This window comes from Halomonas terrestris, from assembly GCF_049166755.1.
GTDB lineage: Bacteria > Pseudomonadota > Gammaproteobacteria > Pseudomonadales > Halomonadaceae > Halomonas.
In genome coordinates this window covers 1-19913 of sequence record NZ_JBMHFZ010000026.1, presented here as the reverse complement: position 1 = coordinate 19913, position 19913 = coordinate 1, and the positions used below count along the sequence as shown (strand labels likewise).

Genomic DNA, 19913 nt, shown 5'->3' with positions numbered 1-19913 from the left:
CCTCACCGGGCCTGCCCTCGTGCGGGCCCCGTGCATGACAGGCCCCCCGGCCCGATAAACGAACGCCCCCGGATCACACGACCCGGGGGCGTTACGGCTTTCAGGCGCGGCGGCGCTATCTCAGGGCCGGCAGCAGGAACCGCTCCAGCGCCGCCCTCACCGAGGGCAGCATGATATCGGTCTGCTGGCTGAGCTCCTGCACCAGCTCCTGCAGGCCGGGCACCCCCACCTCGGCATGCTTGAGCAGTGCCATGCGGGCACTGGTCTCCGGGCAGGCGCCATCGGGAATGCGAATCCCGAGAGCCACCAGGCGGTTGCGGAAATCATCACCATCGATCAGGTCGACGATCATCATGGGACTGCCCTCCTGCTGCTCTGTGGTTGCCGTTTCCGTGACATGACCCGGTCTCCTCAGTCGCTCTCCGCCGGCACCGCTGCCGCACGGCTCAGGCGGCAGGCGGCGTACTTGAACTCGGGGATCTTGCCGTCGGGGTCAAGCGCCGGGTTGGTCAGGATGTTGGCCGCCGCCTCCACGTAGCAGAAGGGCACGAACACCATCCCCTCCGACATCTGGGGGTCGACGCGGGTCCTGAGCGTGATGGCCCCGCGCCGGGTGGTGATGGTCAACGGATCGCCGGGCGACAGCCGCAGCCGTGCCAGCTCTGCCGGGGCGAGGCTCGCCACGGCCTCGGGCTCGAGGTCGTCGAGCACCCGGCTGCGGCGGGTCATCGAGCCGGTGTGCCAGTGCTCGAGCTGGCGCCCGGTGATGAGCACCGTGGGGAAGTCGCCATCGACGGGCTCGTCCGGCGGCAGCGGCCGGGTCGGGGTGAACAGCGCCCGCCCGCTCTCGGTGGGGAAGGCATCGCTGAACACCACGTCCGCCCCGGGAGCGTCGTCGGCCGGGCAGGGGTAGGTCACCGAACTCTCGCGCTCCAGGCGATCCCAGCTGATATGGTCCAGGGACGCCATGCCTCGGGTCATCTCGGCGAACACCTCGCGGGGGTGGCGGTAGTCCCAGCCCAGCCCCATGCGGTTGGCGATCTGCTGGATGATCCACCAGTCGGGCCGCGCCTCGCCGGGCAGCGGCACGGCGGCGCGCCCCAGCTGCACCTGGCGATTGGTGTTGGTCACCGTGCCGTCCTTCTCCGGCCAGGCCGAGGCCGGCAGGACGACGTCGGCAAACTGGGCCGTCTCGGTGACGAACAGGTCCTGCACCACCAGGTGCTCGAGGCTCCCCAGCGCCGCCCGGGCATGGTCCAGGTCGGGGTCGGACATCGCCGGGTTCTCGCCGAGGATGTACATCCCCTTGATGGTGCCGGCGGCGATGGCGTCCATGATCTCCACCACGGTGAGCCCCGGTGTCTCGTCGAGCGGCGTATTCCACAGCTCCTCGAAGGCGGCACGCACCTGGGCATCGGTCACCGGCTGGTAGTCGGGCAGCACCATGGGGATCAGGCCGGCATCGGAAGCGCCCTGGACGTTGTTCTGGCCGCGCAGCGGGTGCAGGCCGGTGCCAGGGCGACCGGTCTGGCCGCAGGCCAGGGCCAGGGAGATCAGGCAACGGGCGTTGTCGGTACCGTGAACGTGCTGGGAGATGCCCATGCCCCAGAAGATCATTGCCCTGTCGGCGGTGGCGTAGAGCCGGGCGAGTTCGCGGATCAGGCCCGGTGCGACGCCGCAGGCCTCCGACATGGCCTCGGGCGTCAGGTCGCGCACATGGGCCTTGAGCGCCTCGAAGCCCTCGGTGTGGGCGTCGATATAGGCCTGGTCGTACAGTTCCTCGGTGACGATGACGTTGAGCATGGCATTGTAGAGCGACACGTCGCCGCCGGGGGTGAAGCGCACGCTGCGATGGGCATAGGCGTCCAGCGCCTGGCCGCGGGGATCGAGGATGATCAGCTTGGTGCCGTTGCGCGCCGCCTGCTTGAAATAGGTGGCCGCCACCGGGTGGTTGATCGCCGGGTTGCAACCGGTGAGGATCACCACGTCGGATTGCAGCGCCTGCATGAAGGAGGCCGTCACCGCCCCCGAGCCGATGCACTCCATCAGCGCCGCCACCGAACTGGCATGGCACAACCGGGTACAGTGATCGACATGGTTGGAGCCGAAGCCGGTGCGTACCAGCTTCTGGAACAGCCAGGCCTCCTCGTTGGAGCACTTGGCGCTGCCGAAGCCGGCCAGGGCATCGGGGCCGTGGGCCGCCTTGAGATCGACGAGCCCCTGGGTGGCGACGTCCAGCGCCTCCTCCCAGCTCGCCTCGCGGAAGTGGGTCAGGGGATCGAGCGGGTCGAAGTCGGGGTCGAGGCCCTTGGGGACACCCGGCTTGCGGATCAGCGGCGTGGTGATACGCGTGGGGTGGTAGGGGTAGTCGAAGCCGAAGCGCCCCTTGACGCACAGGCGGTTCTGGTTCGACGGGCCATCACGCCCCTCGACGAAGAGGATCCGCTCGTCCTTGATGTGGTAGGTGAGCTGGCAGCCCACCCCGCAGTAGGGACAGACCGAGTCGACGCTGCGATCGGCCGCCTTCGAGTCGCCCCGCCCCGCGGCGTCGACCAGGGTCGCCGGCATCAGTGCCCCGGTGGGGCACGCCTGGACGCACTCGCCGCAGGCCACGCAGGTGCTGTCGCCCATGGGATCGTCGAAGTCGAAGACGACCTTGGAGGCGGCGCCACGATGGGCCAGGCCGATGACGTCGTTGCCCTGGACCTCGCGGCAGGCCCGCACGCAGAGGTTGCACTCGATGCAGGCATCGAGGTTGACGTTCATCGCCGAATGCGTGGCGTCGTGGGTGAGTGAGCCCTCACGGGGGCGTACGTGGTGCACACTGCCCTCCCGCCGGGACGGCAGGCGCTCACGCACTTCCGTGGCGTCGATGGCCAGTTGGTCGGCCATCGCCCAGAAGTGGCTCGAGCGGTCGGGGCTGTCGTCGCGGTCGGGCTGGTCGGCGATCAACAGCTCCATCACGCCTTCGCGGGACACGCGGGCCCGCTCGGAAGTGGCGCTCCGGACCACCATGCCGGGCGACGCCTCGCGCAGGCAGCTCGCCGCCAGCACCCGCTCGCCCTCGATCTCGACCATGCAGGCACGACAGTTGCCGTCGCTGCGATAGCCGGGGGCATCCTTGAAGCACAGATGGGGGATGGTCTCGCCGGCGCGCCTGGCCACCTGCCAGAGCGTCTCGCCCCGGTGAGCACTCACTTCGGCGCCATCCAGCGTCAGGGTAAAGATCTCTTGTGCCATGGTCTGCCTCCCTACCCTTTCACGATCACGTTCTGGCCGGCGAGTTCACTGCGGAAGTCCCGCAGCAGTCCCAGCACGGGATTGGGAGCCGCCTGACCCAGGCCACAGATGGAGGCGTCCATCATCACCTGTGACAGCCGCTCGAGCTCCTCGACCTGCCACTCGTCGCGCTCGAGCAGGCTCAGCATCTTCTCGGTGCCGACCCGGCAGGGGGTGCACTGGCCGCAGGACTCGTCGGCGAAGAAGGCCAGCAGGTTGGTGGCCACCGCTCGCAGGTCGTCCTGGTCGGACAGGACGATGATGGCGGCGGAGCCGATGAAGCCGCCCGCCTCCTGAAGGGTGTCGAAGTCCAGCGGGATGTCGGCCTTGCTCGCCGGGAGTATCCCGCCGGAGGCGCCACCGGGCAGGTAGCCGGCGAGCCGGTGCCCCTCGGCCATGCCCCCGCAGTACTCCTCGATCAGTTCATCGAGGGTGATGCCGGCGGGCGCCAGGTGCACGCCGGGGCGCCTGACCCGGCCGGAGACCGAGAAGCTCCGCAGTCCCTGGCGACCGTGGCGGCCATGGCCGGCGAACCAGTCGGCGCCCTTCTCGTGGATCAGCGGGATCCAGTAGACGGTCTCGACGTTGTTGACCAGGGTCGGGCGGTCGAAGAGCCCCTTCTGGGCGACGAAGGGCGGACGGTGGCGCGGCTTGCCCGGCTTGCCCTCCAGCGACTCGATCATCGCCGACTCCTCGCCGCAGATGTAGGCCCCGGCCCCCCGGCGCAGCACGATATAGCCCGCCTCGACCAACCCCGCGACCTCGAGCTCGGCGATCGCCGCGTGCAGCACCCGGTGAAGCCCGGGATACTCGTCGCGCAGGTAGATGTAGAGCGCCTCGGCGTCCACCGCCCAGGCACTGACCAGCGCCCCCTCGAGGAAACGGTGCGGCGAACGCTCGAGATAGTAGCGATCCTTGAAGGTACCGGGCTCGCCCTCGTCGGCGTTGATCGCGCAGTAGCGCGGTCCCGGCTCCTGGCGCACGAAATACCACTTCTTGAAGGTGGGGAAGCCGGCCCCACCCAGGCCGCGCAGGTTGGCCCGCTCGAGCGTCTCCATCAGTGCCTCGACGGTGACGCGTCCCTCGCGGCAGTCGGCGAGCAGCCGGTAGCCGCCCTCGGCGCGATAGTCCGCCAGGCGCTGCCAGAGGATCGCCTCGGGATGAAAGTGACCGGTATCGACCACCGCCTCGACCCCCTCGCGCGTGGCGAAGAGCACATGGTGGTGGCCCACTTCCACCACTGGCGCGGTCTCGCAGCGGCCCATGCAGGGGGCACGCAGCACCCGTACCCGGGCCGGGTCGATGCCCGCCTTGAGCTCGGCCTCGAGGGTCGCGGCGCCGGCCAGCTGGCAGGAGAGCGAGTCGCAGACGCGGATCGTCACCTCCGGTGGCGGCGCCTGGTCGTCATGCACCACGTCGAAGTGGGCGTAGAAGGTGGCGGTCTCGTAGACCGCGGCCATCGGCAGGTTCATGTAGGCGGCCAGCGCCCGCAGGTTCACCAGCGAGAGATGGCCATGGGCATCCTGGATGGCGTGCAGGTGCTCGATCAGCAGGTCGCGGCGTTGCCGCCCGGGATCCTTGCGCTCGTCGCCGAGCAGCTGACGCAGCGATGCCAGGGCGACGGGGGGCAGATCGCGGCCACGGGGCCTGCCGCGGAAGCGGCGCTTGGGGGTGACGGTCTCGACGGTCATGAGCGGGCTCGTTGTTATCGGTTGGCGCTTGCCTGGGAGCCTGTCGCTCCCGATCGGTAGTGGCGTGACATCGGGACTGCAGCATCGAACGGCAGCTTCTGCAACGGGTTCCTCGTTTCATGTTGGCACCGGCTCCGTGCAGGGGCAATGCCCGACTGGCCGGGAAGCAAGCCTACGGACATGCGAAGGTCGTTTCGAGAATGGCCCCGGCCTGGAGCCGGAGCCGGACAGGGAAAAATGGAGAGAATCAGGCCACCACGCTGCCGTAGGGGTCGATCCCCCGAAATAGCTGCCCGCGCCGCCTTTATGGCGCTACTCCTCGGCCAGCTCGGGTGGTGCCTTAAGCGGCCACGCTGCCGTGGGGGTCAATGACGAATTTCTTCGCCGCGCCCCCATCGAAGTCGGCGTAACCCTGCGGGGCCTGGTCCAGGGTGATCATCTGGACGTTGACCGCATCGGCGATCTTGACCTTGCCGAAGAGGATCGCCTGCATCAGCGGACGGTGGTACTTCATCACCGGGCACTGGCCGGTGTGGAAGCTGTGCGACTTGGCCCAGCCGAGACCGAAGCGCATGCTCAGGGCGCCCTGCCTCGCGGCGTCGTCGGCGGCACCCGGATCTTCGGTCACGTAGAGGCCGGGGATGCCGATCTGGCCACCGGCGCGGGTCAGCGACATGGCCGAGTTGAGCACGGTGGCGGGCGCCTCCTTGCCATGGTTGCAGCCACAGGCGTGGGCCTCGAAACCGACGCAGTCGACGAAGGCATCGACTTCGCGCTCGCCGAGGATCACCTCGATCTTGTCGGCCATGTCGCCGTCCTGGGTCAGGTCGATGGTCTCGCAGCCGAAACTGCGGGCCTGGGCCAGGCGCTCCTCGATCATGTCGCCGACGATCACGCAGGCCGCCCCCAGCAGCTGGGCGGACACCGCCGCGGCCAGGCCCACCGGGCCGGCGCCGGCGATGTAGACGGTACTGCCCGGCCCCACCCCGGCGGTGACGCAGCCATGGAAGCCGGTGGGGAAGATATCGGAGAGCAGGGTCAGGTCCTTGATCTTCTCCATGGCCTGGTCGGCGTCCGGGAACTTCAGCAGGTTGAAGTCGGCATAGGGCACCATGACGTATTCGGTCTGGCCGCCGACCCAGCCGCCCATGTCCACATAGCCGTAGGCGGCGCCGGGGCGCGCCGGGTTGACGTTGAGGCAGATACCCGTCTTGCCTTCCTTGCAGTTGCGGCAGCGCCCGCAGGCGATGTTGAACGGCACCGAGACCAGGTCGCCCGGCTTGATGAATTCGACATCACGGCCGCACTCGACCACCAGGCCGGTGATCTCGTGGCCCAGCACCAGGCCGGACGGCGCGGTGGTGCGGCCACGCACCATGTGCTGGTCGCTGCCGCAGATATTGGTGGTGACGACCTTCAGGATCACCCCGTGGTCGCATTTGCGATTGCCGAGGGCGAGTTCCGGATAGGCGATGGATTCGACGGCGACTTGCCCCGGGCCCTTGTAGACGACTCCGCGGTTGGCTGCACTCATGGCTGGCTCCTCGATGTTGTTGTAACGAGCGGCGTTGTGGTGTGGCGGATGCACCCGCTGCTCCAGCCTATGCCCTCCTCGCCCGCGAGCTTGCCCCACAGAGGCACTCACATACCCGTGAAAGACATTCCCGCCATCGACCGGCGAGGCACCGGATAGCTGGAGGTCGCTTTCACGACACCCCCCCTTTCCCGCAGGCCCAACAATGCTCTGGCCCGGGGTACCCCGGAGCCCCAACAACAACAGTAGAGGCCCCTATGAAGCATGACGACGACCCGATCCTGTCTCCCGGACAGGACAATACCCAGATACTGGGACTGGACTTCCACCATCCCGTCTTCCCCCTCTCGGCCCTGGCCATCCTGGCCTTCATCCTCTATGCCCTGATCTACCCCGACGCTGCCAACACCCAGTTGACGGCCGCCCGGGGCTGGTCCATCGAGCACTTCGACTGGCTGTTCATGATCGCCGGCAACCTCTTCGTGCTGCTGTGCATCGCCCTGATCGTGATGCCGGTGGGACGCATTCGCCTCGGCGGCGACCAGGCCAGGCCGGAGTACTCGACGGCCTCCTGGTTCGCCATGCTGTTCGCGGCAGGCATGGGCATCGGCCTGATGTTCTGGAGCGTGGCCGAGCCGGTGGCCTACTACACCGACTGGTACGGCACCCCGCTGAATGCCGCCGCCCACACCCCGGCTGGAGCCAGTGCCGCCATGGGCGCCACCATGTTCCACTGGGGCCTGCACCCCTGGGCGATCTACGGCGTGGTGGGGCTGTCGCTGGCCTTCTTCGCCTACAACCGCGGCCTGCCGCTGACCCTGCGCTCGGCCTTCACTCCGATCCTCGGCGATCGGGTACGCGGCTGGTTCGGCCACGTCATCGACATCGTGGCGGTGCTGGCGACCATCTTCGGCCTGGCCACCTCGCTGGGTTTCGGCGCCTCCCAGGCGGCGGGTGGCCTCAACTACCTGTTCGACGTGCCCAACACCATCGGTACCCAGCTCGCCATCATCGTCGGCGTCACGGTGGTCGCGCTGTTCTCGGTATGGCGAGGCATCGACGGCGGGGTGAAGCTGTTCTCCAACATCAACATGGTGATCGCCATCGCCCTGCTGGCCTTCGTGGTGATCACTGGCTCCACCCTGCTGTTCCTGAACGGCCTGTGGACGACCACCCTCGCCTATGTCAGCCACGTGGTGCCGCTCTCCAACTGGATCGGGCGCGACGATAGCACCTGGTACCACGGCTGGACGGTGTTCTACTGGGCCTGGTGGATCTCCTGGTCGCCCTTCGTCGGCATGTTCATCGCCCGGGTCTCGCGCGGGCGCACGGTGCGCGAATTCCTGACCGCCGTGCTGGTGGTGCCGACCCTGGTCACCATCGTCTGGATGAGCGCCTTCGGCGGTACCGCCCTGGCCCAGTCGGCGGCCGGCGTCGGCGAACTGGCCAACGGGATCAGCGACGTCTCCCTGGCGATGTTCCAGATGCTCGAGCATCTGCCACTCACCACCCTGACCTCCAGCCTGGCGATCCTGCTGGTGCTGATCTTCTTCATCACCTCCTCGGATTCCGGTTCGCTGGTGATCGACAACATCACCGCCGGCGGCAAGACCGATGCGCCCCGCGGCCAGCGGGTCTTCTGGGCCACCCTGGAAGGGGTGATCGCCGGCATCCTGCTCTACGGTGGCGGCAGCACGGCACTGGGCGCCCTGCAGGCGGGTGCCGTGGCCACCGGCCTGCCCTTCACTCTGATCCTGCTGGTGATGGCCTACAGCCTGGTCAAGGGACTCCGGGAGGAGCAGCGGGGCATGGTGCTGGCCGGCGTTCGCTGAGTCCTCTGCTGTCCCCCCATGACCCCGGCTGCGGCCGGGGTTTTTGTTGCTCCATCTTCAGGTCAACATCACCGGGGGAACCAGCATGCAGCGAAACTGCACTCGTGACAGCCAACGGACCTACCTTCTGGAGGAGCGGATCATCGCCAGCATTGGCTTCAGGGACGTATAGACGCAGCAACCCCGGCCAAGGCCGGGGTTGCTGAGCAGGCGACGGCGAGAACAGCGAGCGGCTATCGCAGCACGCCCTCCTCGTTGAGCAGCTTGAGGATCGCCTCGGCGCCCTGCTCCGCCGAGACGCCCTCCAGCACCTGGCCGCTGCCGCCCTCCGCCTTGGCGGCGGCGGCCTTGAAGCGGTCCCGGGCCGAGGCGGCCTTGACGATCTTCAGGCGCTTGGGACGCTTGCGGGCCGGCGCCAGCTGCCACTCGGCCAGCTCCCGGTCCGGCTCGGCGAGCACCGCGGTTGCCGCGAGCTCGGCCCGGCGGGCCGGGCCGAAGGCGCTCTGGCGCGCCGCCGGAGCCGCGCCATCCACGCTGACGATGGCCGGCAGGCGCACCTTGAGGCGCCGCCGCTGGCCCCGGGGCAGGGCCTGCAGCAGGGTCGCCACGCCGTTCTCCACCTTTTCCACCGCGGCCAGGCCATTGACCAGCGGCCAGCCCAGGCGCTCGGCCAGGGCATAGGGCAGGAGCCCCGAGCCCTCGCCGCGCTCCGCCCGGGCCCCGGTGATCACCAGCTGCGGCGGCGCCGCGGCCAGGTGCTCGGCCAGGGCCGGGATGGCATCGCAGCCCTCGGCCTGCTCCAGCAGGGTCAGGGTGTCCAGCCCCATGCCAGCGCCTGCGGCCATGCCCAAGTAGCCACGCAGGGCCGCTTCGCCCTCCTCGCTGCGTGGGCCGGCATGCAACAGGCTCACCCGGCTGCCGGGCAGCTGGCGCTCCAGGCCCAGGGCCAGCTCCAGGCCCCGGGCATCCTGATCGGCGCGGCGCGCGCGCCCGGTGATGGGGTGACGCCCCACCGAGACCAGTACCGCCACCTCGATTCCCTGCTGCTCAGGCCGCATCGCGCTGCCCTCCTCGCTGCTGTTCCACCATGGCCACCAGGGCGGCGAGGATCTCGCCGCTGTCGCCGATCACCGCCAGGTCGGCGCGCTTGATCATGTCGCATCCGGGGTCGAGGTTGATGGCCACCACCTTGTCGCAGGTCTGGATGCCCTGCAGGTGCTGGATGGCGCCACTGATGCCCACCGCCAGGTAGACCCGGGCGGTGACCCAGGTGCCGGTGGCCCCCACCTGGCGATGGCGCGCCATGAAGCCGTCGTCCACCGCCACCCGGGAGGCGCCTTCCGTCGCCCCCAGTACCCTGGCGGCATGGTGGAAGCCGTCCCAGTCCTTGACGCCGTTGCCGCCGGAGAGGATGAACTCCGCCTCGGCCAGCGCCACCCCGGCGGGGTCCACCGCCACCTGGCCCAGGTCCTCGATCCGCGAAAAGGCGCTGGGAATCGTCTCCGCCAGGCTCACGGGCTCGGCGGCGTGACGGGTCTCGTCCACCGGCTCGGCACACTCGGCGAGCGCCAGGGCGACCCGCGGCAGGGGCCGCTGGATATCCAGGCTCTCCGCCGCGCCGCGGGCGGTGCAGCGCCAGCCCAGTGGCGCCTCGGCGTCGGCCTCGATCTGCCAGACGCCGGTGGCGGGCCGCTCGCCCCTCCCCTCATTCAAGCGCAGCGCCAGGCGCCGGCCCAGGTCGGCCCCACCCAGGGGCGAGTCGGGGAGCAGCCAGTGCCGCGGCGCCAGCTCCCGCTCCACCGCGGTCAGCGCCGCCAGGCGCGCCTCGGGGGCGAAGCCGGCATAGGCGTCGTCATCGAGGTGCAGCAGGCGATCGATGCCCGCCTCGCCGAAGCCCTGCTCTTTCAGCTCGCCGCCCCCCTCGCCCTTGTGCTGCCCAAATATCACCGCCAGCACGGCGCCGGGGCGTTCCGGGTCGGCATCGGCCAGGCGCCGGGCCAGGCCCAGCAGGTCCTTGTCGTGACCGGAGAGGCGCCCGCCGGAGAGCTCCGGCACCACCGCCACCAGGAAGGCCGGTTCGGGAATCTCCACCTGGCGACGGCTATCCTGGGCCGCCTGGCGGGCCGCGCCCGCCGCCTGGCCGCCCTGCTGGGCGCCGCTGCGGTCGATGCGCTTGACGCCATTGGGGCCGATGAAGCCGATGGCGCGAGGGTTCCTGCGGATGACCCCGTTGGGGCCCAGCCACTCGCTGGCAGCCCCCTGTCCCAGCTCGGCGAGCACGCTGGCGTGCTCGGGATGCAGGCGGTTACGGGCGATCCACTCATGGCGTGGATCGCGACGACGAATCTCGCTCATCAGATCACCTCCTCGGCGGTCTTGCCGGTGGAGCGGCGGGTCGCATCGACCGCCTCGGCGGCCGGACTCTCCATCTGAGCATTCGCCACCAGGGCATCGGCCACCAGCTCGGCGATATCGCGCACCTCGGCGGTGGCATCCACCACCCCCTCGAGCATGGCGGTGCACTGGGGACAGCCCACCGCCACCAGCTCGGCGCCGCTCTCCTTGACGTCGTTCATGCGCATGTCGGGAATCCGCCGCTCGCCGGGAATATCGGTGATCGGCGCCCCGCCGCCACCGCCGCAGCAGCGCGAGCGGAAGCCGGAGCGTTCCATCTCCTTGACCTCGATGCCCAGCGCCTTGAGCACGTTGCGCGGCGCATCAAACTCGCCGTTGTAGCGGCCCAGGTAGCAGGGGTCGTGATAGGTGACGCTGCCGCCCTTCCAGGGCGCGAAGGCCAACCGGCCGGCGTCGTAAAGTTCGGCGATAAAGGTGCTGTGGTGGAACACTTCATAGTTACCGCCCAGCTCGCCGTACTCGTTGCCCAGCACATGGAAGCTGTGGGGGTCGCAGGTGACGATGCGCCGGAAGCGGTACTTCGAGAGGGTGGCGATATTGCGCCTGGCCAGGGACTGGAAGGTCGCCTCGTCGCCCAGGCGCCGCGCCACGTCGCCGCTGTCGCGCTCCTCGGTGCCCAGCACCGCGAACTCCACCCCGGCGGCGCGCAGCACCTTGACCAGGGAGCGCAGGGTGCGCTGGTTGCGCATGTCGAAGGCGCCGTCGCCCAGCCACAGCAGCACCTCGGCTTGCTTGACGTCGGCCATCAGCGGCAGTTCGAGGTCCGCCGCCCAGTGCAGCCGCGAGCCGGGATCGAAGCCGCCGGGGTTGTCGGTGGCGATCAGGTTGTCGAGCACCTCGGCGCCCTTGTTGGGGGTCTGGCCCCGCTCCAGGGTCAGGTGACGACGCATGTCGACGATGGCGTCCACGTGCTCGATCATCATCGGGCACTCTTCCACGCAGGCGCGACAGGTGGTGCAGGACCACAGGGTCTCGGCGTCCACCAGGGCCTTGCCGCCCGTCATCGCGTCAGGGGCCACGATGGGCCCGTGGGGGGTGCCGTGGTGCTCGCCCACCGGCTTGCCGCCAAGCCCTTGTGAAGGGTGGGGACTGCCGGCGTATTTGGCATCGCTGCCCCCGGCCAGGCCCACCACCATGTCCTGGATCAGCTTCTTGGGGTTGAGCGGCTGACCGGCGGCGAAGGCCGGGCACACCGCCTCGCAACGCCCGCACTGCACGCAGGCATCGAAACCGAGCAGCTGGTTCCAGGTGAAGTCGGCGGGCTTCTCGACACCCAGCGGCGCCGCCTCGTCGTCCAGGTCGAGCGCCTTGAGGCCGGTGGAACGGTTGCCTTCCCCGAAGCGCTCGGCGCGACGGTGGAAGGCCAGGTGCAGGGCGCCGGCGAAGGCGTGCTTCATGGGCCCGCCCCAGGTCATGCCGAAGACCATCTCGCCCAGCCCCCAGACCACCACGGCGGCCAGCAGCAGCGCCAGCAGCCAGTGACCGAAGTCGGCGGGCAGCAGCCCCACCGTGGGCAGGGTGATCAGGAAGACACCCAGCGAAAAGGCCGCCAGGCTCTTGGGCAGGCGCATCCAGGGGCCCCTGGAGAGGCGCGCCGGCGGGTTGCGGCGGCGCCGGGCCACGAAGCGGCTGCCCACGAACATCACGGCGCTGGCCGCCAGCAGCAGCCAGCCCAGCACGCCCCCCAGTGCTTCTGAAGAGCCCAGCCCCAGGCCATGCACCAGGATCATCAGCACGGCGGCGGCCACGAAGCCACCGGCGGTGGCCACATGGGTGTTGGACATCACCTTGTCGCGCCCGACCACATGGTGCAGATCGACCAGGTAACGGCGCGGCATGGCCGCCAGGCCCTTGAGCAGCGGCACGGCGGAGGGCCGCCCCTGGCGCCACAGGCGAACACGCCGCCAGGCGCCGATCACCGCCAGGCCCAGGGCGGCGAAGATAAGTATCGGCAGCAGGGTCTCGAGCATCTCGGCTTCCTCGATGAGGAGCCGTAAGCCTTGAGCTGTAAGCGGTAAGTTACCCCCCCACTTACAGCTTCCGGCTTACAGCTTACAGCTGGGTTTAAAAGTCCTTGCAGATCCGCAGGGCGTCGTAGATGGCCGCGTGGGTGTTACGCGGCGCCGTGCAGTCGCCCAGGCGGAACAGCAGGAAGCCGTCGCCTCTCTCCTCCCCAAGGCAGGGCTGGGGCTGGATGGCGTAGAGCGCCTCCAGGTCCAGCTGACCCTTGTTGCGAGACTGCTCCTTGAGGGCGTAGTAGAGGCCCTCGTCGGGACGCACGCCGTTCTCCACCACCACCTGATCCACCACCCGCTCCTCCAGGGCGCCGGTGTACTCGTTCTCGAGCACCGCCACCAGGGAGTCGCCCTCCCGGTAGACCTTGTGCAGCATCAGGTCGGAGGTCATGATCACCTCCTTCTCGTAGAGGCTGCGGTAGTAGGTCGGGAAGGTGGTGCCGCCCACCGCCGCGCCCGGCTTGATGTCGTCGGTGACGATCTCCACCTTGGCGCCCTTGTCGGCCAGGTAGTCCGCCGCCGAGACGCCGGAGAACTCGCAGATGGCGTCATAGATCAGCACGTTCTTGCCCGGGGCAACCTTACCGCTGAGCACGTCCCAGGTGCTGACCACCAGGCTCTCCTCGGGGTTCTCCGAGTAGCCCCACTCCGGGAACTGGCTGAGGAAGGGCTGGCCGCCGGTGGCCAGCACCACGATATCCGGGCGCAGGTCGAGCAGGGTCGCCTCGTCGGCGCGGGTGCCCAGGCGCAGGTCGACGCCCAGGCGCGCCAACTCCAGCTGATACCAGCGGGTGATGCCGGCGATCTGGTCGCGCTGCGGGGCCTGGGCGGCGATGGTGATCTGCCCGCCCAGGGCCTCGGCGGCCTCGAACAGGGTGACGTCATGGCCACGCTCGGCGGCGACGCGGGCCGCCTCCATGCCGCCGGGGCCACCGCCCACCACCACGACCTTGCGCCTGGGCCCTTCGCTCTTCTCGATGATATGCGGCAGGCCCATGTACTCGCGGGAGGTGGCGGCGTTCTGGATGCACAGCACGTCCAGGCCCTGGTACTGGCGGTCGATGCAGTAGTTGGCGCCCACGCACTGCTTGATCTGGTCGATCTGGCCCATCTTGATCTTGGCGATGATGTGCGGGTCGGCGATATGCGCCCGGGTCATGCCCACCAGGTCCACGTAACCGCCTTCCAGGATGCGCTGGGCCTGGTTGGGGTCCTTGATGTTCTGGGCGTGGATCACCGGCACCCTGACCACTTCCTTGATGCCCGCCGCCAGGTGCAGGAAGGGCTCCGGCGGGTAGGACATGTTGGGGATGACGTTGGCCAGGGTGTTGTGGGTGTCGCAGCCGGAGCCGATCACGCCGAAGAAGTCCACCTGCCCGGTGGCATCGTAGTAGGCGGCGATCTGCTTCATGTCGTCGTGGGAGAGGCCGTCCGGGTGGAACTCGTCGCCACAGATGCGCATGCCCACCACGAAGTCGTCGCCGACCTCGGCGCGCACCGCCTTGAGCACCTCCATGCCGAAGCGCATGCGGTTCTCGAAGCTGCCGCCCCACTGGTCCTCGCGCTTGTTGACCCGCGGGCTCCAGAACTGGTCGATCAGGTGCTGGTGCACGGCGGAGAGCTCGACGCCGTCGAGGCCGCCCTCCTTGGCCCGGCGCGCGGCCTGGGCGAAGTCGCCGATGATGCGCCAGATCTCCTCCTCCTCGATGGTCTTGCAGGTGGAGCGGTGCACCGGCTCGCGGATGCCGGAGGGCGACAGCAGGGTCGACCAGTCGTAGCCGTCCCAGCGCGAGCGGCGCCCCATGTGGGTGATCTGGATCATGATCTTGCCGCCGTGCTTGTGGACGGCTCTAGACAGGTTCTGGAAGTGCGGGATGATCCGGTCGGTGGAGAGGTTCACCGAGCTCCACCAGCCCTGGGGGCTGTCGATGGAGACCACCGAGGAGCCGCCGCAGATGCACAGGCCGCAGCCGCCCTTGGCCTTCTCCTCGTAGTACCTGACGTAGCGGTCGGTGGTCATGCCGCCGTCGGTGGCATGCACCTCGGCGTGGGCGGTGCTGACGACCCGGTTGCGGATGGTGAGCTTGCCGATCTCGATCGGCTGGAAGATCGCGTCGAATGCCATGGTTCTCTCTCCTCGTTCCCGGGACTTAGCGGGCGGCGCCGGTCAGCGGCTGGGTCTCGAAATAGCCCACCTCGCAGCCCTCTTCGGCGGCGCTCTGGGTCTGCTCGGCGACGGTGCGCAGCGTGCTGCCCCGGGCGGCGAGGATCTGGTCCATGGCGCCGGCGAACCAGCCGGTGAACATGTACTCCACCTTGCGCCCCACCTTGCCCAGCTGATAGACGAAGGCGCTGTGCTCCAGGCGCACCCGGGCGGTGCCGGCGTCGAGGTCGATGGCCTCGGTGACGAACTTGCCCCAGCCGCGCTGGGAGAGGCGCGTCATGTAGTGCTCGAAGACCGCCTCGCCCTCGAGGCCGTGGCACTCGGCCTCCTTCTCGCACCAGTGCCAGGCGCTCTTGTAGCCGGCGTGGTAGAGGATCTCGGCGTACTTCTCGGCGCCCAGCGCCTCCTCCACGGCCACATGGTTGTTGATGAAGAAGTGCCGCGGCACATAGAGCATGGGCAGGGCATCGGTGGTCCAGACGCCGGTTTCGCTATCCACGTCGATGGGCAGTTCGGGGGCCATCTTGGTCACGGTCTTGTTCCTCGAAATCGTTGTTATGCAAGGCGCTCAGTTGGCTGGGGCTTTCCGGCGGCAGACCTGCGAGGAGGCGCTGTGAATACTTCCCTGTACGCTACCGATTCCTTCCCTGGAATCGGACCTCCTCTTCGGCCTGCCCCCGGCGCCCCCTCGGGCAATATGAAGTGAGAAATGTGCTATCAGGCGCCCCAGACATCCTTCAGGACCCGCACCCAGTTTTCGCCCATGATCTTGCGCGTCTGGGACTCGCTGAAGCCGCGACGCAGCAGGGCCTCGGTGAGGTTGGGGAACTCGCCGATGGTGCGGATGCCCTCGGGGTTGATGATCTTGCCGAAGTTGGTCAGGCGACGGGCGTAGCCCTTGTCATGGGTCAGCCACTCGAAGAAGTTCTTGTCGTGGCCCTGGGTGAAGTCGGTGCCGATGCCGATGGCATCCTCGCCGACGATGTTCATCACGTACTCGATGGCCTCGACGTAGTCGTCGACGGTGGCGTCGACCCCGGCGCGCAGGAAGGGGGTGAACATGGTCACGCCGACGAAGCCGCCGCGGTCGGCGATGAACTTCAGCTCCTCGTCGGACTTGTTGCGCGGATGCTCCTTGAGGCCGGAGGGCAGGCAGTGGGAGTAGCAGACCGGCTTGGTGGAGGCCTCGATCACCTCGGTGGAGGTCTTCTCGCCGACATGGGAGAGGTCGCACATGATGCCGACGCGGTTCATCTCGGCGACGATCTCGCGACCGAAGCCGGAGAGGCCCCCGTCGCGCTCGTAGCAGCCGGTGCCGACCAGGTTCTGGGTGTTGTAGCACATCTGCACGATGCCCACGCCCAGCTGCTTGAAGATCTCGACGTAGCCGATCTGGTCCTCGAAGGCGTGGGCGTTCTGGAAGCCGTAGATGATGCCGGTCCTGCCCTCCTCCTTGGCCCGGGTGATATCCGCGGTGGTGCGCACCGGGCGCACCAGGTCGCTGCACTCGGCCATCAGCTGGTTTGACTTGACGATATTGTCGACGGTGGCCTGGAAGCCCTCCCACACCGAGACGGTGCAGTTGGCGGTGGTGAGACCGCCGCGACGCATGTCCTCGAAGAGCTCACGGTTCCACTTGGCGATGATCAGGCCGTCGATAACGATGGCGTCGTCGTGCAGTTCGCGGGGGGTCATGGAAGATTCTCCGGCAGTGTCGTTGACTTGCCGGCAGCATAGCGCCGCCCCCCATGGCCTCGGCGCTTGGAAGCGACGGGGAGAATTCCAAAAACGTCATGGCTGTCGCGATAGCGACGCGGTCAGAGCTGCTCAAGGTAGGCGATGCCGCCGAGATTGTTCATCTGCTGGCGGATCCAGGCGCTGCGCCGCTCCACGTGGGGACCGGGACGGGCCGCGTCCCAGGCACGCGGGTTGGGCAGGATGGCGGCCAGGCGGCTGGCCTGGTGGACATTGAGCTCTGCCGCCGAGACACCGAAGTAGTGCCGGGCCGCGGCCTCCAGGCCGAAGACCCCATGGTCCCACTCGGCGATATTGAGATAGACCTCGAGGATGCGCTCCTTGGGCCAGAGCGTCTCGATCAGCAGGGTGAACCAGGCCTCCAGCCCCTTGCGCAGCCAGCTGCGCCCGGTCCACAGGAAGAGGTTCTTGGCGGTCTGCTGGCTGATGGTGCTGGCCCCGCGCAGCCGGCCGCCGTTGCGGCTGGCCTCCCAGGCGCGCCGCATCTCGTCGACGTCGAAGCCACGGTGCAGCGGGAAGCGCTGGTCCTCGGCGGCGATCACCGCCAGCTTGGCATGGTCGGAGAGGGCATCCCGGGCGCGCCACTGGTGCTCGATGCGGATCGGCTCGCGGGCGATCCACGACTGCACCTTGCGCTCCACCATCACCATGGAGCCGAACACCGGCACCACCCGCAGCAGCAGAACCAGCAGCAGCGACAGCCCGACGAAGCCGAGCAGCACCAGCGCCAGCAGGCGCCCCGCCCGGCGCCACGGCAGTTGTATCACGCCGGGGCCTCGCTGGAAGGCAGGCCGGATGGCCACGGGGCAACGGCGGTCCGCATCAGCCCCTCCTCATGACTTCAGGCGGACGCTGGCGTAGGTGGGCTCTCCCCGGGCCTCGTCGAGGGCGACCACGGCACTGGAGACGGGCTCGATCGGCACGGCCTCGAAGGCCGCCGCCCCCTGCAACAGGGCAGCCGTCTCCTTCTCCAGGGCTACCGGCGAGAGGTTGAGCGTGCCACTGCCCAGCCGCTCGTCGCGGGGCGGCATGCCGAAGAACTCCCGATAGCACTTGGAGAAGTGTGGCGTCGAGACGAAGCCGCAGGCCGAGGCGACCTCGATGATCGACATCGGCGTCTGCTTGAGCAACTGGCGGGCCCGGGTCAGGCGCAGCTTGAGGTAGTAGCGCGACGGCGAGCAGTGCAGGTACTTCTGGAACAGCCGCTCCAGCTGGCGACGGGAGACATCCACGTAATCGGCCAGCTCGTCGAGGCCGATGGGCTCCTCCAGGTTGGCCTCCATCAGGGCCACGATCTCCAGCAGCTTGGGCTGGGTCGTGCCGAGCACGTGCTTGAGCGGCACCCGCTGGTGGTCATGCTCGTTGCGCACCCGATCGCAGATGAACATCTCCGAGATGCCGGCGGCGAGTTCACGGCCATGGTCGCGACCGATCAGGGTGAGCATCATGTCCAGCGGTGCAGTGCCCCCCGAGGCGGAGGCCCGGTCGCGATCGATGGAGAACAGCCGGGTCGTCAGCACCACCCGCGGGAAGGCCTCCTGCATGGCGGCCAGGCACTCCCAGTGGATACTGGTCTCGTAGCCATCCAGCAGCCCCGCCTTCGCCAGGGCCCAGCTGCCGGTGCAGATGGCGCCCAGCCGCCGGGCAAGCCGCGCCTGGGACTGCAGCCAGGCCACGTGCTCGCGCTGCACGCTGCGACTCGGCCCGACACCGCCGCAGACGATGACCATGTCCAGCGTCAGTGGCACCGTGAGCGCCACGTCCGGGGTGACCTGCAGGCCGTCGCTGGCCCTGACCGGTTCGCCGTCGACGCTGAGGGTGTACCAGCGGTAGAGTTCCCGACCCGCCAGCTGGTTGGCCATGCGCAACGGCTCGATGGCCGAAGCGAGCGAAATGAGTGTGAAGTTGTCCAGCAGGAGGAAACCGAGGGTTTGCGTCCTGTCGTGGTCAGCGGGGGCTCGAGGAGCGTCTTTCATTGTCATCTCTCCACACCCCGACGCCTCTCGAGGGTCGGTGTCACGAAAGCCAGTGTTGTGGTTGTCTGCAAGCGCCAGGGGACTGGGCAGGCGGGGGCGCCGCCATGCAGTGCCGCAGATAGTTGCACGCCGACGGGGGAAAACACAATCGTTCGGTGCCGCGTCGCTTCGGGCCGGCCGGCCTCGGCATGGCGCCGGCCGGCGTACCCGCCACCCGCGCCCGCTCAGGCGGCCTTCAGCCGCTCGGCATGATAGCGCAGGTGATCCTCGATGAAGGAGGCGATGAAGAAGTAACTGTGGTCGTAACCGGGTTGTCGCCGTAGCGTCAGCGGATGGTCGTGCTCGGCACACACCGCCTCGAGGCGTTCGGGCCTGAGCTGCTCCTCGAGGAAGTCGTCCGCCTCGCCCTGGTCGATGAACAGCGGCTGGCTCGAGGCGCCCCGGGCCACCAGCTCGCAGGCGTCGTACTGGGTCCAGCTGCCGACGTCATCACCCAGGTAACCGGAGAAGGCCTTCTGGCCCCAGGGGCACTGGGTGGGGTTGACGATGGGCGCGAAGGCCGACACCGAACGGTAGTGGCCGGGCCGACGCAGGGCCATGATCAGGGCCCCGTGGCCGCCCATGGAGTGTCCGCTGATCGATTCACGACCGTTGACCGGGAAGTGCTGCCGCACCACCGACGGGAGCTCCTCGGTCACGTAGTCATACATGCGGTAGTGCTGCTTCCATGGCTCACGGGTGGCATTGACGTAGAAGCCTGCCCCCGAGCCGAAGTCGTAGCTGTCATGCTCCCCGGGCAGGTCGGTCCCCCGGGGACTGGTGTCCGGACAGACGATGGCGATGCCCAGTTCCGCGGCGAGTCGATGAGCGCCAGCCTTCTGCATGAAGTTCTCGTCGGTGCAGGTCAGCCCGGAGAGCCACCACAGCAGGGGCACACGTCGAGTTTCCGCCTGGGGAGGCAGGTAGATGGCGAACACCATCTCGCAGTCCAGTGCCCGGGAGCGGTGGCGGTAACGCTTGTGCCAGCCGCCGAAACTCTTGTTGGCCGACACCAGCTCCAGACTTTCGGTCATGGTCATGGGTTTGCTCTCCTTGGTACCCGTCTTGAACCACCATAATGACGCGCCTGGCCACGTTGTCGAGGCCATGCCGGCACATGAGCGACCCGCCCCCATGTGCCGGCGGGGTATCAGTAGTGCAGGACGGTGCGAATGCTCTTGCCCGCGTGCAGCAGCTCGAAGGCCTCGTTGAC

Annotated in this window: 14 protein-coding genes; 1 reads left to right on the top strand and 13 read right to left on the bottom strand. The window is 68.5% G+C overall.

Translation table 11 applies throughout. The annotated features are described in order from the left end of the window. Window positions 1-115: 115 nt before the first annotated feature. From ACOMD9_RS18900 to fdhA, 4 genes are all read right to left on the bottom strand, one after another. Window positions 116-355 carry a hypothetical protein gene (locus ACOMD9_RS18900; protein ID WP_421417537.1) on the bottom strand — a complete coding sequence of 80 codons (240 nt, stop codon included), beginning with the start codon at window positions 353-355 and terminating at the stop codon, window positions 116-118. A 56-nt stretch (window positions 356-411) separates the two neighbouring features. Then, window positions 412-3240, bottom strand: a complete 2829-nt coding sequence (fdhF, locus tag ACOMD9_RS18895) for a formate dehydrogenase subunit alpha (protein WP_421417536.1) — start codon at window positions 3238-3240, stop codon at window positions 412-414. A gap of 11 nt (window positions 3241-3251) precedes the next feature. Beyond that, window positions 3252-4970, bottom strand: coding sequence for an NADH-ubiquinone oxidoreductase-F iron-sulfur binding region domain-containing protein (locus ACOMD9_RS18890; protein WP_421417535.1), 1719 nt, complete (start codon window positions 4968-4970; stop codon window positions 3252-3254). 340 nt (window positions 4971-5310) lie between these two features. Continuing rightward, a complete protein-coding gene (gene fdhA, locus ACOMD9_RS18885; RefSeq protein WP_421417534.1) occupies window positions 5311-6504 on the bottom strand; it encodes a formaldehyde dehydrogenase, glutathione-independent in 1194 nt (397 codons plus the stop codon). Between the two features lie 257 nt (window positions 6505-6761). Between fdhA and ACOMD9_RS18880 the strand changes: the two genes are divergently transcribed. Further along, window positions 6762-8336, top strand: a complete 1575-nt coding sequence (locus ACOMD9_RS18880) for a BCCT family transporter (RefSeq protein WP_421417533.1) — start codon at window positions 6762-6764, stop codon at window positions 8334-8336. Window positions 8337-8569: 233 nt separating this feature from the next. On the opposite strand, the gene etfB is transcribed toward ACOMD9_RS18880, so the two are convergent. From etfB to fghA, 9 genes are all read right to left on the bottom strand, one after another. Beyond that, window positions 8570-9394 carry an electron transfer flavoprotein subunit beta gene (gene etfB / locus ACOMD9_RS18875; RefSeq protein ID WP_421417532.1) on the bottom strand — a complete coding sequence of 275 codons (825 nt, stop codon included), beginning with the start codon at window positions 9392-9394 and terminating at the stop codon, window positions 8570-8572. Further along, the gene (etfA, locus tag ACOMD9_RS18870; RefSeq protein WP_421417531.1) at window positions 9384-10691 is read right to left on the bottom strand and encodes an electron transfer flavoprotein subunit alpha; all 1308 of its coding nucleotides are present in this window, start codon (window positions 10689-10691) and stop codon (window positions 9384-9386) included. The genes etfB and etfA overlap by 11 nt, the downstream gene beginning before the upstream one ends. After that, window positions 10691-12721 (bottom strand): (Fe-S)-binding protein, encoded by a 2031-nt coding sequence (locus ACOMD9_RS18865; protein ID WP_421417530.1) that lies wholly within the window; start codon window positions 12719-12721, stop codon window positions 10691-10693. Before ACOMD9_RS18865 ends, etfA begins: the two co-directional genes overlap by 1 nt. Window positions 12722-12815: 94 nt before the next feature. After that, window positions 12816-14891, bottom strand: coding sequence for a dimethylglycine demethylation protein DgcA (gene dgcA / locus ACOMD9_RS18860; protein ID WP_421417529.1), 2076 nt, complete (start codon window positions 14889-14891; stop codon window positions 12816-12818). Window positions 14892-14916: 25 nt separating this feature from the next. Next, the gene (locus ACOMD9_RS18855; protein WP_421417528.1) at window positions 14917-15462 is read right to left on the bottom strand and encodes a DUF5943 domain-containing protein; all 546 of its coding nucleotides are present in this window, start codon (window positions 15460-15462) and stop codon (window positions 14917-14919) included. 185 nt (window positions 15463-15647) lie between these two features. After that, window positions 15648-16625: a dipeptidase gene (locus tag ACOMD9_RS18850; RefSeq protein WP_421417527.1), complete on the bottom strand. Its 978-nt coding sequence runs from the start codon at window positions 16623-16625 to the stop codon at window positions 15648-15650. 122 nt (window positions 16626-16747) lie between these two features. Next, the gene (gene mtgA, locus ACOMD9_RS18845) at window positions 16748-17452 is read right to left on the bottom strand and encodes a monofunctional biosynthetic peptidoglycan transglycosylase (protein WP_421417526.1); all 705 of its coding nucleotides are present in this window, start codon (window positions 17450-17452) and stop codon (window positions 16748-16750) included. Between the two features lie 66 nt (window positions 17453-17518). Then, a complete protein-coding gene (gene gbdR / locus ACOMD9_RS18840) occupies window positions 17519-18661 on the bottom strand; it encodes a choline metabolism transcriptional regulator GbdR (RefSeq protein ID WP_421417525.1) in 1143 nt (380 codons plus the stop codon). Between the two features lie 224 nt (window positions 18662-18885). After that, on the bottom strand, window positions 18886-19740 hold the full coding sequence (gene fghA, locus ACOMD9_RS18835; protein WP_421417524.1) for an S-formylglutathione hydrolase: 855 nt from the start codon (window positions 19738-19740) through the stop codon (window positions 18886-18888). Between the last annotated feature and the right edge of the window lie 173 nt (window positions 19741-19913).